The organism is Pseudomonas sp. 313 (genome assembly GCF_000316965.1).
GTDB lineage: Bacteria > Pseudomonadota > Gammaproteobacteria > Pseudomonadales > Pseudomonadaceae > Chryseomonas > Chryseomonas benzopyrenica.
The window spans coordinates 165,785-182,480 of the sequence record NZ_ANBZ01000072.1; the positions used below are offsets into that span (position 1 = coordinate 165,785).

The window sequence follows — 16,696 nt, forward strand, 5'->3', positions numbered from 1 at the left end:
TTTTTTGTGTGAGTCGCTCGCACCTCGTCTCATAACTTTCGGAACCGTATCGCGATGGCCCAAAAAACTGCTCTGATCACTGGTATCACTGGCCAGGATGGCGCCTACCTGGCGCAGTTTCTGCTCGGCAAGGGATACAAGGTACTAGGCCTCAACCCCCGGCGTAGCACCTCCGACGTCAACCTGGCACGTCTGGAGTGGTTGGGTATCGCCAAGGACGTCGAGATGATCGACGGCGACCTGCTCGACCTGTCGGGTCTGATCCGCCTGTTCCAGCAATACCAGCCCGACGAGGTGTTCAACCTGGGCGCCCAGTCCTTCGTCAAGACCTCCTGGAACCAGCCGCTGCTGACCGGCCAGGTCAGTGGCATCGGCGCCGTCAACGTGCTCGAAGCGGCCCGTCTGATCAAGCCCGACGCCCGTTGCTACCAGGCCTCCACCTCCGAGATGTACGGCCTGATCCAGGAGCCGGAGCAGCGCGAGACCACCCCGTTCTACCCGCGCTCGCCCTATGCGGCCGCCAAGCTCTATGCCCACTGGATGACCGTCAACTACCGCGAGAGCTTCGACCTGTTCTCCTGCAGCGGCATCCTGTTCAACCACGAGTCCCCGCTGCGCGGCCTGGAATTCGTGACCCGCAAGGTCACCGACGCCGTCGCCCGCATCAAGCTGGGTCTGCAGGACGAATTGCGCCTGGGCAACATCGACGCCAAGCGTGACTGGGGCCATGCCCGCGACTACGTCCAGGCCATGTGGCTGATGCTGCAACAGGACGTCGCCGACGACTACGTCATCGCCACCGGCCGTACCACCACCGTGCGCGACATGTGCCGCATCGCCTTCGACGTGGTCGGCATGGACATGGACAAGCACCTGGTCATCGACCCGGCCTTCTTCCGTCCCGCCGAGGTCGACGTGCTGCTGGGCGATCCGTCCAAGGCCCGCGCCAAGCTGGGCTGGCAAGCCACCACCACCCTCGAAGAGATGATCACCGAGATGGTGGAAGCCGACCTGGCGCGCCTGAAGCCCCTCGCCCGTGCGTGATTTCGCCGGTCAGCCGGTCCTGGTTACCGGCGCCAGCGGCTTCGTCGGCAGCCATCTGCTGCCGGCGCTGGCCGCCGCCTTTCCGGCCGCCGAGCTGCACGGCACCTGCCGTGACGGCTCGCTGCCAAGCCAGGCGCAGGTCGTCGGCCATGCCCTCGACCTGAGCGATACGGCTGCCACCCTGGCACTGGTGCAACAGCTGCAACCGGCCGCCATCGTCAACCTGGCGGCCTTCGCCAGCGTCTCCGGCAGCTTCGCCCAGCCCGAGCGCTGCTGGCAGATCAACCTGCATGGCACCCTCAATCTGTTGACCGCCGCCGCTGCCCTCGAACAGCCCCCGGTGTTCCTGCAGATCGGTTCCGGCGACATGTATGGCGCCAGCTTCAAGCGCCATGCCGAGGTCGACGAGCAGGTGCCCCTACATCCGCTCAACCCCTATTCCGCGAGCAAGGCCGCTGCCGATCTCGCCGCCGCCCAGTTCGCCGCCACCTCCCGGGTGCGGGTGATCCGCGCGCGACCCTTCAACCACAGTGGCGCGGGCCAGGGTAAGGGCTATGTGCTCACCGACTTCGCCAGCCAGATCGCGGCCATCGAGCGCGGCGAGCAGCCGTCCGTGCTGCGCGTCGGCGATCTCAGCGCCCAGCGCGACTTCCTCGCCGTCCAGGACGTGGTCGCCGCCTATGTGGCGCTGCTGGGGCACAGCGAAGACATCCCCAGCGGCACCGCGCTCAACATCGCCTCCGGCCGTCCGCTGCGCGTCCAGGAACTGCTCGACGCCCTGATCGATCAGGCCGCCTGCCCGATCCAGGTCGAGCAGGATCCCGCGCGCCTGCGCCCGAGCGATATCGCCCGCGCCGTCGGCGATGCCGGCGAACTCCGCCGCCTCACCGGCTGGCAACCGCGCATCGAGCCTTCTGCACTCGTCGCCCAGGTCCTCGCGGACTGGCGCCAATCCGGTTCCTGATCTCTGCCCATGAACTACTCGCTGATCCTCAACTTCACTCGGCAGGATCTGATCGATCGCCATTCCGCGTCGGTACTCGGCGCGGCCTGGACCTTCATCCTGCCGCTGGTCAACATCCTCATCTTCACCCTGGTGTTCTCCAACATCATGGGCATGCGCCTGGATGCCATGGGGATGCAGTCCCTCGGCCAGTACAGCTACAGCGTTTACCTGGTCACCGGGCTGCTCGCCTGGAACTGCTTCTCCAACACCCTGACCCGCATCACCCAGGTGTTCCACGAGAAGGCCCACCTGCTGGGCAAGGTCCGGCTGTCGCTCTGGTCGCTGCCGCTGTACATCCTGCTCAGCGAGACGGTGCTCTATGCCATCTCCATGGGCTTCTTCGTCGCCTTCCTGGCGATCATCGGCTTCCATTTCCCGTCCACCGTACTCTGGTGGCCGGTGATCTTTCTCTGCCAGCAGCTGCTGGCCTATGCCCTCGGGCTGATCTTCGCCATCCTTAGCGTCTTTCTGCGCGACATCGGCCAGATCGTCGGCGTGGTCATGCAACTGTGGTTCTGGCTGACCCCGGTGGTCTATGTCATCACCATCATGCCCGAGCGCTGGCACCCCTGGTTCGCCGCCAACCCCTTCTATTACATCGTCGAGGCCTACCGCGCCGCCCTGATCCAGGCGAGCCGGCCGGATCTGCTGGCGATCGGCGTTCTGATCCTGGCGGGCGCCGTGCTGCTGGGCCTGGGCATCGTTCTGGGTCGCAAGCTCGAACGCGACATCCGCGACTTCATCTAGCAGGCCTTCGTCATGCTCCGCGTTTCCCATGTACGCAAGGAATTCAAGCTCTATAGCCGCCCGGCGCTGCGCCTGAAGGAAATCCTCTTCCGCCGCAGCTACCACACCCGCCATGTGGCGCTGGAAGACATCAGCTTCGAGGTCCGCAGCGGCGAGACCCTGGGCATCCTCGGCCGCAACGGCGCCGGCAAGTCCACCTTGCTCAAGATCCTCAACGGCGTGCTGCTGCCCGACGGCGGCGAGATCGACATCAAGGGGCGCGTCACCGGCCTGCTCGAACTGGGCACCGGCTTCGACGGCAACCTCACCGGGGTGCAGAACATCCTCGGCAACGGCCTGCTGCTGGGCATGAACCGCGAAGAGATCGAAGCCAAGCGCGCCGCCATCATCGAGTTCTCCGAGCTGGGTCGCTTCATCGACGAGCCCATCCGCACCTATTCCTCCGGCATGGTCATGCGCCTGGCCTTTTCCATCGCCATCCATGCCGATCCGGACATCTTCCTGGTCGATGAGGCCCTGTCGGTGGGCGACGGCCACTTCCAGCAGAAGTGCATGAGGCGCATCAAGGCCTTCCGCGCCTCCGGCGGCTCCATCATCTTCATCTCCCACGACCTCAACGCCATGAAGATGCTCTGCGATCGCTGCATCGTCCTGAGCGAAGGCCGTGTGGTGGCCGACGACACGCCCGAGGCGGCGGTCAATCGCTACAACCAGCTGCTCGGCGCCGACCGCGAAGAGCTGGAAGTGGAAGCCGAGGAGAGCGGCTACGGCACCGGCGAAGCCCGTATCGAATCCGCCGTGCTGCGCGGCGTGAGTTCCGGCAGCGATACCCTGGCCTGCGGTGACGTCGCCCATCTGGACGTCCGCGTCAGCGCCCGCGAGCACCTGCCCGACGCCACCCTGGGCATGATGATCCGTGACCGCTTCGGCCAGGACATCTATGGCACCAACAGCTTCCTGCTCGGCGTACCCCTGGTGCTGGCCGCAGGCGAGACGCGCGTGCTGCGCTACGAATTCCCCATGCGCCTCGCCCCGGGCAAGTACACCCTGACCCTGGCCCTACACGAAGGCCCCGACCATACCCGCCACTGCTACCACTGGCGGGACAACTGCATCCGCTTCGAAGTGGCCGGCATCCTGGGCTCGGTCTTCGGTGGCCTCTGCGATCTCTCCGCCGGGTTGCACGACGTGACCCCCGTTTCCCAGCCCGCCTAGGCCCTGCCATGTCCGCTTCCCGTCCCGAACTCGCCCCCTGGTACGCCCTGCTGAACCTGGAGGGCGAGGCGCTGCTGCGCGCGGCCTATCCCTACCTGCTGGGACGCGAGATCGATCCCGAAGGGCTCGCGCATCATCTGCAGCGCCTGCGCGCCGGTGAAGACAAGCTCGAACTCCTGGCCGGCCTGCGTGACTCTGCCGAGGGCCGTGCCCACGGCGCTCCGGTAGAGGGGCTGCGCGGCGCGCGCCTGCGCCGGCGCTGCCGCCAGTTGCCGTTGCTCGGCAGCCTGTTGCGCCGCTGCCCGAACGCCCAGCGCCAGCAGCGTGACGCCGCGCGCCACCTGGCCCTGCATGAACGCCTGGAAGCCCATATCCAGCGCCACGAGCAGCATTACCGGGTGCTCAGCGCCGAACAGCAGGTGCTCGGCGCCCGCCAGGCCACGCCCGATCCGGCCCTGGCCGAGCTGCGCGAACGCCTGCGCTTGGCCGAGAACCTGAACCAGGAACTCCGCGCCCGCCTGACCGCCCTGGAAAGCACGCCGCGCGCGGCGGCGTCCCAGCCGGCGCTGGCGACTGCCGTCCAGGCACCCAAGACGGATGCCGCCGAAACCCCGGCCAGCAACCTGCCCAGCGGCACCGTGCCCGACAGTTTCTATCTGGCCTTCGAGGATCGCTTCCGCGGCAGCGCTGAGACCATCAACGCCCGGCTGTCCTACTATCTGCCCACCATCGCCGCCAACCCGGCCCTGGCTCGCGGACTGCCGCTGGTGGACATCGGCTGTGGCCGGGGCGAGTGGCTGGCACTGCTGCCACCTGCGGTAGAGCGCCTGGGCATCGACCTCAATGCCACCAACGTCGAGCTGTGCCGCGCCCGCGGCCTGCCCGCCGAGCACACCGACGCCATCGCCTGGCTGGCCGCCCAACCGGCCGGCAGCATCGGCGCCGTCTCGGCCTTCCACGTCATCGAGCACCTGGGCTTCGAGCGCCTCAACCAGCTGCTCGACGTCTGCCTCCACGCCCTGGCGCCGGGCGGGCTGATCCTCTTTGAAACGCCCAACCCGGAAAACATCGTCACCTCGGCCAACTACTTCTGGACCGACCCCACCCACATCCACCCGCTGCCGCCGGCCTTCACCGAATTCCTGGTGCAGTTCAAGGGCTACGCCCAGGTGGAAATCCACAAGGTCAACGCCGTGGAGCCCAAGCACCGCCTGCACGAAGACAGCGAAGTGGCCCGCCACTGCGACCGCTGGTTCTACGGCCCGCAGGACTACGCGGTGATCGCCCAGCGTCCCTAGGGCAGGCACCTGCATTCTCGCCTGATGCGGGTCTCCTAAGCTCCGAAGACCCTTGTTCGATAACGAGGCCAACGAGGCCTCTAGTCCGCCCCTTTGCCAAGCGGTAGCGGAATGGATCCAGATTCCCACCTTTTCAAAGATGTGAATTAGTTCCGTTTCTGTTGTGATCCCTGTCGCCTCGCTTGTATCCTTCGTCTGGATTGCCGAGCAAACCTGGCCGCTTCCACGCCGGTCACTGCCTCGCATCAGCAACCAAACCTTCAGCTAGGGACAGCCTGAGGTCGTTGACGACCTCTACCGGAGACCAGGGACATGGCCATTACCGCATCGCAGATTCAGAATCTCTATATCGCCTATTTCGGCCGCCCGGCCGAGCAAGCCGGCCTCGATTATTGGAGCGCCCAGGCGGACCTGACCGTCGAAGGCCTCAGCGCCTCTTTCGCCGAACAGCCCGAATACCAGGCCGTCTATGGCGATCTTCCTCGCGAAGAAGTGGTCGCTCAGCTCTACCAGAACCTGTTCGGTCGTAAGGCCGAGGGCAACGAGCTGGACTACTGGATCGCCAGCGACGACATCAGCGTGGACCGCATGGCCCTGGCCCTGGTCAACGGCGCCCAGTCCACGGACCGTGAGCTGCTTGATGGCAAGACCGAATTCGCCACGGCGATCACTGCTGCCCAAGGTACAGCGGCGGATATTGCCTCGGTAAAGCAGGCCTTTAACGACACGACCACCACCATCAGCTTCCAGGGCGCCACCTATACCATCGCCGATTTTGCGCGCGAGGTTGGCCCCATCAGTCAGTTCTATCAATTGGCGGCGACCGAGCTGAATACCAACGGTCCTAAGCCTGCCACGCCTGCTCCATCTTCGCCGAGTGCGCCGGCACCTTCTCCTAGCCCTGTGCCGGCGGAGTCCGAAAAGCACTCCTATTCAGTGAATGGCGAAAAGGGTCTTCAGGATGAGACGGGCGCATCGGTCAGCGCAGCGCTTTATTCCCCGAGCACTAGCAAGGCCACCATTGCGCTCAATAACGTAGGTTCTGCAAACATTACTCTGGCGGATGCCAGCGCCCTGTCTAGCCTGACCCTTGCCGGAACAGTAAGCAATTCGAACTTTTCCAATTACTTGAATATTTCTGAAGCAGGGACTACCGATACGGTAAAGACCTTGAATCTGAAGCTGAGTGGCGGCGACGCTCCAATAACGACCTATATTTCATACGATATGGGCGCCCTAACCAAGATTGACGCTTCTGAATCGTCAGTAAGATTGACTATCGGTGTTTACCTGGGATCAAAACTTTCTGAACTAATTTCTGGAAGTGGCGGCGACTTTCTTCATATGGGCAGCCTCGATCGAGACTTCTCACTGAATACTGGGGCTGGCAACGATTATATTAGCTTCTCTGGCTTCGGCAGCGATGTTCTGACCAGTACTCACAAGCTCACCATAACGCTTGGAGATGGACAAGACACCTTCAGTGCCATGACATTGAGCAACCTGCGCGGCGCCTACGATACGAGCACTCCAGCGGGTATCGCCACAGCCCAGAGCAACCTACAGGCGGGTTTGGTCAAAATCACCGACTTCACCGCAGGCGATATGCTCAAATTTGGCTCTGAGCCCTTCACTGACGATGGAGCAGGATTTTCTGCTGGCGGCAAGTTCGTTGCCCAGACGGATGCCCAGCAGAAAGCCATCAGCACAACTGCAACGCTGGCTGAAGCCCTCCAGCTTGCCGCTAACAATGCCGCTGGTGAGGACTCACACGCTCGCAGTACCGCTTTCCAGTATCAGGGTAATACCTACGTATTTGTCGATCACACTTTGAGTAACACTGTCGCGGTAGGTGATGGTCTAATTGAGCTGACCGGCTACCTGGGTAAACTGGACGCCACTAACTTTAGTTTTTTTGAAGATAGCGATGCGCCAAATTATCACATCCAAGGTTTTTCCGGCCTTCAAAATGCAGAGGGCAAAAGCGTAACCAACCTTTCCTATCAAGCGGGTGTGACAGTAGGGAGCATTGAGCTCCGTGAAGCTCAGGAGGCAAAAAATCTTTCTCTTGATGATGCCAGAACGCTCACCGAACTGGCTCTTACGGGAAGCTCATCAGCAGCGGGGGCTCAGTTTTATATCAGCGGAAATGCTGCAACCCAATTGTCCACCTTGAACTTGGCCATCAGCGGGGGCGACACCAAGATTGATGCGTCCTTTATGTCTACCCTTACCAGCATTGATGCGTCCAAATCCACGGCCGATCTCACCTTGGTGGACCTGACTCCAGGCTCGCTGTCGGCGCTGTCCACGATTGTCGCCGGCAGCGGTGATGATGTTGTGAGGCTCGGTATCCATCCGGACGTATTCCTCAAAAGTGCCGCTCCTGCCTATGCCAGCGGCCTCTCCATCACCCTGGGTGACGGCGCTGACACGCTCCAGCTGCAGAGCCTCGGCAATCTGGTCGGTAGCTTCGCTGTCGATGATTCCACCGAGATAAAGACCGCTAATGCAGCGCTGCAAAAGAGCCTAATAAAGGTCACGGACTTCTCTGCGGAGGACAAGCTCGACGTCGCCAGCGTGTACGGCTTGAAAAACTCGACTTTAAGCCAGCAGACCGCTACGCAGCAGGATGCCGTTGGCAAGGCGGATACCTTGGCCGAGGCCTTGCAGTTGGCGGCAAACAATGCAGCGGGAGCGGATACCGCTGTGCACAGCACCTTGTTCCAATACGGCGGCAACACCTACCTCTTTGTCGATCACTCCGCCGAGCAGGAGGTTGCTCCGGGCGACGGTCTGATCGAGCTGACCGGCTATACCGGCACGCTCGATAGCCAGAACTTGATTATCGCCGCCTGATCCAGCGAATGATGGGCGCCACCACCTCTCAGAATCCCTGAAGAAGAGGGGCCTGCCTACCGAATGATTGCTGGGATTCGAGGTAACGTCTGTACGCCCTCTGCCGCTCTGCGGTGGCGTCATCCTTCGCGGCCCTGTCCATAAAAGAAGCCCCTGCTTCATGACTGAAGCAGGGGCTTCTTTATTACCGGGGTATCAGGCGACTGCGATACCCAGACCGACGATTTCAGTGCCCTCGGCCAAGGGCGTACTCGCCAGCCTGATCAGCGTATCGTTCGCCGCATGAGCAGTACCCCTGTCTGACGCCTTCGCCAGGGTGATGGTATCCAGGGCGTCCAGTGCCGAGTCGCTGGTGGGCGTGAACACACAGGTATCAGACCCTTTCCCTCCAGTCAGCGTATACACGCCGGCCCCGGCACCAATGGTGTCCGCGCCTTCTATTGCCCCCGAGCCACCCTTGAGGATCAAGGGTGTCGTTGGCCATCAGCACCTTGCCCAGGACGTCGGCCGTAAGCTTGTCGGTCAAGATCGCGCTGTTCAGGCGTATATCCAACAGGTTTGTCCCTGAGGTGATGCCTGCTAAGGCGCCTTGCGCACCGCTTAGCTTGCCGGGGAGGGCGGTCAGGCTAGTAGTGCTGACCTTGCTCGTGGTGGTACCCATTGATGGCCGCTTGATCCCTAATCGCTTCATTCCAGGCTAAGGCGGGGGAGGGATGACTGAGCCCTAGCCTTTCAAGGGCATGTCATCAGATGGCTATAGATAGAAGGATGCCTAGGCAACCAGACGTGAAGCAGGTTGGTAGCGCCAGATATCGGCAGTTTTTAAGGCTGAGACAAGTTAGAGAACGACCAAATCAGCTTTTTTTGCACAGCTCAGGTTGCGGTCAAGACTCGATGAATAGCGGCATCTGGCCAGCTTTTGGCGGCTTTTAAGCGCTTTTCACCAACTTCTGGCTGCTTTGGGCACGACCGTTCGTCCGTCCGCAAACGCGACCATTGGTTACGGGAGAGGCAGGACGTGGCTCGCAGGCGGTCGTAAAAGTGGAGCGAATGGTCCAGGCGCAAAAGCCAGCAGAAAAATGGCTAGCGTCAGATTTATGGCTTTTTACCGTGGTTTGTGTCCGTTAAACGACGATTCCCACGGCTATGTCAGCAGGTTGAGAACTTTAGCCTCTATATCAGCGCTATTCCCATTCTGTCGACCCAGCAGGTCTCGGTAGGATGAATCCAGCTGAGTAAACCGTGAAAGGCTCTGAAGAAACGCTTGTTCCCGTCACAAATGTCTGTGTAGGATTGCCGCCGATACCGCTGCTTTGTACGACGAACGCACATCCTTGATGTGAACCTCTTTACAAAGCCGATATCGAAACGAAACCCATCATGGGGGCTTCGCCCCAGCAGTTGGGGTGAGGCGACAGGCCGGGGCCGACGGGCACCCATCCAGTGACGGAAGGCCTGAAGTCGAATTCGACAAAATCTTAGGAGATGCAAGGAAATGGCTGTTACCGCTACCCAAGTTCAGAACCTGTACCTGGCCTACTTCGGCCGTCCTGCTGAGCCGGCTGGCCTGAGCTACTGGACTGCCCAGGCTGACGCCACTGTCGATCAGATCAGTGCCGCGTTCGCACAGCAGCCTGAGTACACCAACACCTACGGCGGCCTGACTCGCTCCCAGACCATCAATCAGCTGTATCAGAACCTGTTCGGCCGCGCTGCCGCCAGCGACGAGCTGACCTACTGGCAGAACAGCAATGACATCACTGTTGATCGTCTGGCTCTGGCTCTGACCAATGGCGCTACCGGCACTGATCGTCTGCTGCTGGACAGCAAGATTCAGTACGTCTCCGCTCTGACCACTACTGCTCCTGCCGCTACCAGCGCTGCTGATGTGACTGCTGCCTACACCAACGCTGGCACTCCGGTTGTCATTAACGGCACTTCTTACGCAGACCTGGCTGCCTATCAGACCGCACTTGGTTCTTCTGCAAACCTGGCTACCTACTACGCAGCCGCCGCTGTGGTACAGAACGCCACCTTCAAGCCGGTTTTTGTTGCCACTACTGCAACCGCTGCTAACGGCGAAACCAAGATCGCTGCTGGCTCTGCTGTAAACTTCGTAGAAAATACTGCTGGCACCATCACGCTTAAAGGCGCCGATGCTGGTTCCATCGCCGTGACTGGTGCGGATCTGACCGCTCTGACCCTGACTGGTACTGTGGCTGGCAACGCTGCAATTGGTGTTAGCACCGATGCAACCACCAATGCTATCGCCAACCTGACCGTAAGTCTGGCTAGCACCAGCACTACTGCTGCTGATCAAGTTGCTACTCTGACTCTCGGTACCCTGACTGATCTGACCACTGTTGACGGCTCCGCCTCCAGCGTTGGTCTGAACATCGGTGCTACCGGTGCTGGTAACGCTGTTTCTCTGGCTAATCTCACCAGCCTGACCACTGGTAGCGGCGCAGATACTCTGTTCGTCGACACTGGTAGCAATTCGGGTTCCACTACTGCAGCCGCTCTGACCATCAACACTGGCGCTGGCGCTGACAAGATCACCAGCACCGTCAATGATGGCGCTCTGACCATCAATGCTGGCGATGGCGCTGACACCATCACCGCTACCACTGCTGGTAAGGCTGCTCTGACCATCAATGCTGGCGCTGGCAACGATATCGTTGATCTGACTGCTACCGCCACCGCTGGCGTTACCGCTGCTCACGTAGCCTCCATCACCCTGGGTGCCGGTAACGACACTCTGAACGTGCTGAGCCTGGCTAACCTGAACGGCACTTTCACCACCGCCAACGCTACTGAGATTGCTGCAGCTAACACTGCTATTTCTCAGGATCTGGTCAAGGTCACCGATTTCTCCGGTACCCAAGACAAGATGGTCCTCACCACTGGCGGTGCCAGCTTCGTAGCTCTGGACAATACCCAGCTGGGTACTGTTCAAGGTGCTGCTACCTTGGCAGAAGCTGTTGCTGCTGCTGCCTCTGCAATCACCGCTTCTCACTCCACTTCGTTCGCTTTTGGCGGCAACACCTACGTGTTTGTCAACGATTCGGCTGCCGCTGTAACCAGCGGCGACGGCCTGATCGAGCTGACCGGCTTCACCGGTACTCTGTCCAGCGCTAACTTCGCTACTGCTTAATTGCGATAGTGTTGCCAAAACGGAGAGCCTCGGCTCTCCGTTTTTTTTTGCTTCTAAATACCTTCCTGATGTTCCAAGTTGTCTTGGTCTTATTCCTTCCTGACGTATATCTCGCGCGCTCTGTAGTCGTCCGGCTGCGGCATCCTGCCGATTGACAGCGCATAGCTTTTCGTCGGCTGTCATTGCAATTTAATCTCTCAGCCCCCAATTCTTAATAAATTCGTTAAATGGATAGCAAACCTTGGCGCGAGCGCCGTTCCCGGATTGAACGCCTGGTCAGTTTTCGGTTTCCTATCGCCGATAACGAGGCGCCCATGAGCCCTCGACCTTCCTTGCATCTCCTCGAGGCCAACCCGGACGCGGCGCGGCCTTTTCTTTTGCCTGTAAAATGTGAACTCCATATCGTTTTCTCGTCCGGCTTGCTATACAGGCAGGCGAGCAGTAGTTGCCATGGGGCGGCTGCTTCAAGGAGGAAACACGATGGCTACTGGAGATATTCGGATCGATGCGCTGCTGGAGCCGGGACGTATCAGCCTGGCTTACAACCACCAGCCGGGCACGGGCGCGGTCATCAGCTACAGCTTTCTGCGTCAGGGTCCAAGTGACTACGAGGTAGATGATTTCCGTATGCTCGATGCTGGCCAGCAGGCCGCGGTGCGCTCAATGCTGACTGAAATTTCCAGTCAGATCGGCGTGACCTTTCAAGAGGTCGAGCAGGGCGGCTTACTCCAATACGGCCTCTATTCCGGACGTGCCGGTGTGCCCAAATCTCCTGACCACCAAGCCGAATCCTATACGCGGGATGGCGGCAGTGTGGTGTGGTTCAACTGGATGACGCCCCAGGTCGCTGACCTCAGCCGTCTACCCGGTCTTCAGTTGCTGGTACACGAAACGGGGCATGCACTTGGCCTCAAGCATCCTGGGGAATACAGCCAATACGACAAGGGCCCCTATCTACCTATCGAGCTGGCTACGGCATCCAATACAGCCATGGCCTATAACACCGGCGGCGCTCAGCATCTCGGTGCCTTCGACCTCCTGGCCTTGCAGTACCTCTATGGAGCGCCAGGTAATGCCGTGGCGTCCAATCCGATTGCAGTTGATCAAAGCTTCACTTATGGCAGCTACTTTAACGACGCCATCAGCTTCGACTGGCATCGACACACGGGGCCCTATGCGCCAGTGATCAATGGGCTTACTGGGCATGACGAGCTGACGATAAATGCCTCTTACAAGAGCGCATCCGTCAATCCTGGGCAGACCTCTGTGCTGTACAACAAGGACGGTGGCAACTACGGCGCGGTCGTTTTGCAGAATATCGAGCGCGTGCATTTCACCGACCGCAGCCTGGCTCTGGATACCGACGGCATAGCCGGCCAGGCCTATCGCCTCTACCAGGCGGCTTTTGATCGCACGCCCGACAAGCCCGGTCTGGGCTATTGGATCGACAAGATGGATGCGGGTGCCAGCCTGTATGAGGTGGCCTCAGGCTTCGTTGCCAGTAGCGAATTCCAGGCGCTCAACGGCACCTCGCCCGCGCCCCAGGCGCTGGTCGCCAGCCTCTATGGCCATGTGCTGGGCCGCACCGCGGAGCAGGCCGGGCTGGATTATTGGACGTCCCAGCTGCAGAGCGGCGCGCTGGACGCGGCGGGTCTGCTGGCCAGCCTATCGGAGTCGGCGGAGAACCGGGTGGTGGTCTCCGGGCAGATCGCCCAAGGGATCGAGTATTCGATCTGATCGCGGGTAGCGTCTAAAAACGGCGCCGAGACAGCTAGTCCCCGTACCGCCGAATCCGCGCACCGCGGCGTTGCAGGTCGGAGGTGCAGGCGGCGTCCAGGGTGCCGCCGCAATTGGCCAGGTCGCGGCGTACGTCCTTGATCACGGTAGCCAGGCGGTCGGGGCAATTCAGCTCGGTCAGGGGGATGACCTTGGTCATGGAGCTGCCGCCCTGGCTGTCCTTGACGGTGAGCAACAGGCTACGGTCGGCAGGGCGCTGGGTGACCTGGCACCTATGGGGTTCGAGGGCGGTGACGAGGCGGTCGATGGCATCTTGCATGCGGGATCCTCCTTGAATCGGCACGTGCAATGGGAGAAGGGTAGAGGCCCCTCCTGCGCAAAGGTTCAGCTGCTCTGAGACGGTCCTTTGCTTCGCCTTGCGTCTGTGCCTGTTCCTGGCGCGGCATCCATGCCGCGCTCGGAGGGCCGAACAAGGCGAGCCGTATCCGACCCGCCTTGCCCCATCACTTCATATTGCTGAAGGCCGCCGAGGTGCGGGCGTCGAAGTTGCTCTTGTCGCTGTCACCCAGGCCGCGCACCATGGCCAGTACCAGGGTCTGCGGCTTGACGTTGCCGTTGTTCAGCTCGCCGACCCAATAGTTGAGACCGGCTGCCTCGGCGCTGCGGCCGATGACATTGGTGTAGACCTTGCTGACCAGCGCTGAGTTGTCCAGGCCCTGGTACTGGCCGCGATACTCGGGGCTTTCGGTAAAGCTGGCGGCGATCTGGGCCACGTTCATCTCACCGGAGGCGACGCGGTTGGCCCAGTACTGCAGGCCGGCCAGATCCGAGGCACGGCCCATGTAGGCCAGGTACAGCTGCTGGATGCCGTTCAGGTCAGCCTGGGTCGCGCTCTTAGGCGCTTGGGCGCCGGGGCCGAAGCTGCTGCAGCTGCTGCCGTCCAGGTACTTGGCCAGGGTCGGCCACTGCGGGCGGGTCTGGCCGTTCACCGGCTCCACCGACATGTTGTAGTTGGCCCAGCCCGGGCCGGCCGCCCAGTAGGTGGCCGGTATGCAGTTCTGCTTCAAGTAGGCGAGCATGTTGTCCATGATCACGTTCCAGCGCGGGTCGCTGTCGGGCACACCGAATTCGCCGATGAAGCCGCGCTTGCCGTTCTTTTTCAGCCATTCCACGAAGGGCCGGACCCGCTGCACGCCATAGTCGTCCGCATAGGCGGCGGCGCTGGTGTTGGCATAGTTGCCGCCACCGCCGTCACCGTCGAAATAGGTGTGGGCTTCAAAGATCAGGTTGTTGGCCGGATCGCGCAGGGCGAGCAGCGAGTCGTTCCACTGCGGCCAGCGGGTGGCCTCGGCCCAGCCGTTGCCCTCGATGAAGATGGGTCGCACGTTGTCCACGCTGCGCACGCCGTTGATGCCGTACTGGGCGGCCACGGGCCACTGGGCGGTGGCGTCGTGGGGCTCGTTCATGATGTCGTAGCCATACAGCGACGCCTGGCTGCTCCAGCGCTGGGCGATGCGGGTCAGCACATCCTGGTAGTGGTTGTAGCCGACGCCGCCGGTACCGATCACGGTCCCGCGGTATCTCATGTAGTTGTGCAGATCCAGGATGATCTTGATGCCGTGGTTCTGCGCATACAGAAAGGTGCGGTCGATCAGGCCGGCATAGGTCGGATCGAAGGCGCCGCCCAGGCTGGGCTGCAGGCGTTCCCAGATGATCGGGAAGCGGACCAGCTTGACGCCGCGCGCGCTCCACTGTTGGAAGTAGGCTTCCACCGGAAAGATGTAGTTGCGTTCGTTCAGGCCCGGCAGCACCTGGCTGGCGAAGCCGGCGCCGGAAAGGTTGAGGCCGACCAGCTCCACGGCGCGCGCGGGGGCGGCAGCGCCCAGCAGGGCGCTCAGGGTCAGGATGCCGCCCAGGGCGGCCAGGGTTTTGCGAAGGGTCATGAGGGTACCGGCGATAGGTGCTGCCGCCGGGCTCCTGCCCGGCCTGCCAACTACAAAATTCTGGCGACTGTCCTCAGCCAAGATTTAGCGACTTCTTGACGCTTACCGGCCCAGTTTCAAATCCTGTGCCAGGGCTCAATCGATTCGTCTCTCCCTGCTGATTCGGCCAGGCCCTGGTTTTCTTGACCCCCAATCGCCCGGGCGCCGACGAGGTGTCAGGGGCGGGAAAGGGCGGAGACGTTCATCCAGGGCGCCTGAGCGGGTATCCTTGCCGTCTTCTCGCGATGGCCTGGCCATCGTCTCCCCCCTGTCCGACCGAGCGTCCCGCGATGTCTACCCCTGGCCCCGACCTGGATCTTTCCCGTCTCGACGATCACCTCGCCAACCTGATCGCCGATATTCGCCAGCGCACCCAGGCGTTGCAGCCTGCGGCCGAGCCCGCCGAACCCACCTGGGACGGCCTGCAGGAACTGGATGACGAGGCGCTCGTGCGTTCGGCCTATCACTATCTGACCGGGCATCCCATCGAGCCGGAGCGGCTGTCCTACTACCTGACCCGCCTACGGGGTGGGGAGGATCGATTCGATCTGCTGGCGGCCATCCATCTCAGTCCCGAGGGCCAGCGCCATGCCGCACCCGCTCCAGGGCTGCGCCGGGCGCTGCTCAAGCGCAAGCTGCGCCGTGTGCCGGTCATCGGACGGTTACTGGGCCTCATGCTGGAGGTCGCCGGTCTGCCGGGGCGGCAGCAGCGCGACAATGCCCGCTACTACCGCTGGCAAAACCAGCTGGCCTTGCAGGCAATCCTGCTGCAGCAGCAGAGCAACCTGCTGGAATGGCATCAACAGCGCTGGCAAATCCTGCAGGATCAGGCGCCCGAGCCGCGCCTGGGTGAGCTGGAGCGCGAGTTGGCGACGGTGGAAGCGCAACTGGCCCAGGCCCGGAGGCAGCTAGACCGTAGTGAGCAGGAGCTGCGCACACGACTGAGCTTGTTGGAAACCGCGCCTGCATTGCCCTTAGCGCCTCAGAGCGCGGCCTTGGGCGTACCCCTGGCACTGGAGCGGACGCTGCGTGAGCATTTTGCCTTGGACGATCAGGCGCTGCATGGACTGCTGAGCTTCTATCTACCTCTGATTGAGGAGTGCCCAGCCTTGCGTCAGGGATTGCCTCTGGTTGAGCTGGGCTGCGGCAATGGCCTCTGGCTGGCCGGCTTGCCCCAGGCGATCAAGCGGCGTGGGATCGAGGCCGACGCTGACCTGGTAGCCCAGGCATGTGGCAACGGGCTGGAGGTAGAGCAGGGCGATGCGCTGAGGTGGTTGAGCGAGCAACCGACGGGCAGTCTGGGCGCCCTGTGTGCGTTCGAACTGGTGGATCGTCTGGACTTGGCGCAGCTGTCCAGTTTGCTCGACGAGGCACTGCGTGCGCTCGCGCCTGGCGGTCTGCTGTTGTTGCAGGCCCTTGATCCCGCCCATGCGTCCAGCGCTTGTGCCTTCTGGCTCGACCCGGCGCGTCAGCGGCCCTCTCCAGCGCCCTTGCTCGAGTTTCTGTGCCGCCATAAGGGCTTTGCCCAGGTTGCCATTCAACGGCCTGCGCAAGCCGAGCTACTACAGGATTTCCAGCCCTCATCGCCGCTTACCTGGCAGCATTACGCAGTCTCTGCCATTAGAGCTGAGACGCCATGAAGCGGGCCGTTACC

The 16,696-nt window shown here is 61.8% G+C and carries 12 protein-coding genes; 9 read left to right on the plus strand and 3 right to left on the minus strand.

What is annotated here, in order from left to right:
- Positions 1–54: 54 nt before the first annotated feature.
- The 6 genes from C722_RS0116725 to C722_RS0116750 all read left to right on the plus strand — a co-directional run bounded on the left by C722_RS0116725 (position 55) and on the right by C722_RS0116750 (position 8,169).
- Positions 55–1,044, plus strand: coding sequence for a GDP-mannose 4,6-dehydratase (locus C722_RS0116725; RefSeq protein ID WP_017641611.1), 990 nt, complete (start codon positions 55–57; stop codon positions 1,042–1,044).
- The gene (locus C722_RS0116730) at positions 1,037–2,008 is read left to right on the plus strand and encodes a GDP-mannose 4,6-dehydratase (protein WP_017641612.1); all 972 of its coding nucleotides are present in this window, start codon (positions 1,037–1,039) and stop codon (positions 2,006–2,008) included. Before C722_RS0116725 ends, C722_RS0116730 begins: the two co-directional genes overlap by 8 nt.
- A 9-nt stretch (positions 2,009–2,017) precedes the next feature.
- On the plus strand, positions 2,018–2,797 hold the full coding sequence (locus C722_RS0116735; RefSeq protein ID WP_017641613.1) for an ABC transporter permease: 780 nt from the start codon (positions 2,018–2,020) through the stop codon (positions 2,795–2,797).
- 12 nt (positions 2,798–2,809) lie between these two features.
- Positions 2,810–4,012, plus strand: a complete 1,203-nt coding sequence (locus tag C722_RS0116740) for an ABC transporter ATP-binding protein (protein ID WP_017641614.1) — start codon at positions 2,810–2,812, stop codon at positions 4,010–4,012.
- 8 nt (positions 4,013–4,020) lie between these two features.
- Complete coding sequence (locus tag C722_RS25470) at positions 4,021–5,310, plus strand: bifunctional 2-polyprenyl-6-hydroxyphenol methylase/3-demethylubiquinol 3-O-methyltransferase UbiG (protein WP_017641615.1); 1,290 nt, start codon at positions 4,021–4,023, stop codon at positions 5,308–5,310.
- 312 nt (positions 5,311–5,622) lie between these two features.
- Positions 5,623–8,169 carry a bluetail domain-containing putative surface protein gene (locus C722_RS0116750; protein ID WP_017641616.1) on the plus strand — a complete coding sequence of 849 codons (2,547 nt, stop codon included), beginning with the start codon at positions 5,623–5,625 and terminating at the stop codon, positions 8,167–8,169.
- A gap of 195 nt (positions 8,170–8,364) precedes the next feature.
- Here the strand turns inward: C722_RS0116750 and C722_RS26265 are convergent, their stop codons facing one another.
- The gene (locus tag C722_RS26265; RefSeq protein ID WP_157225841.1) at positions 8,365–8,637 is read right to left on the minus strand and encodes a hypothetical protein; all 273 of its coding nucleotides are present in this window, start codon (positions 8,635–8,637) and stop codon (positions 8,365–8,367) included.
- Between the two features lie 1,027 nt (positions 8,638–9,664).
- Here C722_RS26265 and C722_RS25475 point away from each other — a divergent pair.
- Together C722_RS25475 and C722_RS25480 are read left to right on the plus strand one after the other, a co-directional pair.
- A complete protein-coding gene (locus C722_RS25475) occupies positions 9,665–11,323 on the plus strand; it encodes a DUF4214 domain-containing protein (protein ID WP_017641619.1) in 1,659 nt (552 codons plus the stop codon).
- A 480-nt stretch (positions 11,324–11,803) separates the two neighbouring features.
- On the plus strand, positions 11,804–13,060 hold the full coding sequence (locus C722_RS25480) for a DUF4214 domain-containing protein (protein WP_017641620.1): 1,257 nt from the start codon (positions 11,804–11,806) through the stop codon (positions 13,058–13,060).
- 34 nt (positions 13,061–13,094) lie between these two features.
- Here C722_RS25480 and C722_RS0116775 read toward each other — a convergent pair whose 3' ends face one another.
- Both C722_RS0116775 and C722_RS0116780 read right to left on the minus strand, forming a co-directional pair.
- Positions 13,095–13,379 (minus strand): DUF3509 domain-containing protein, encoded by a 285-nt coding sequence (locus tag C722_RS0116775; protein WP_017641621.1) that lies wholly within the window; start codon positions 13,377–13,379, stop codon positions 13,095–13,097.
- 184 nt (positions 13,380–13,563) lie between these two features.
- The gene (locus C722_RS0116780; RefSeq protein ID WP_017641622.1) at positions 13,564–15,003 is read right to left on the minus strand and encodes a cellulase family glycosylhydrolase; all 1,440 of its coding nucleotides are present in this window, start codon (positions 15,001–15,003) and stop codon (positions 13,564–13,566) included.
- 329 nt (positions 15,004–15,332) lie between these two features.
- Between C722_RS0116780 and C722_RS0116785 the strand changes: the two genes are divergently transcribed.
- Entirely contained in the window at positions 15,333–16,682 is a 1,350-nt protein-coding gene (locus C722_RS0116785; protein ID WP_017641623.1) for a class I SAM-dependent methyltransferase, read from the plus strand.
- Positions 16,683–16,696 lie beyond the last annotated feature (14 nt).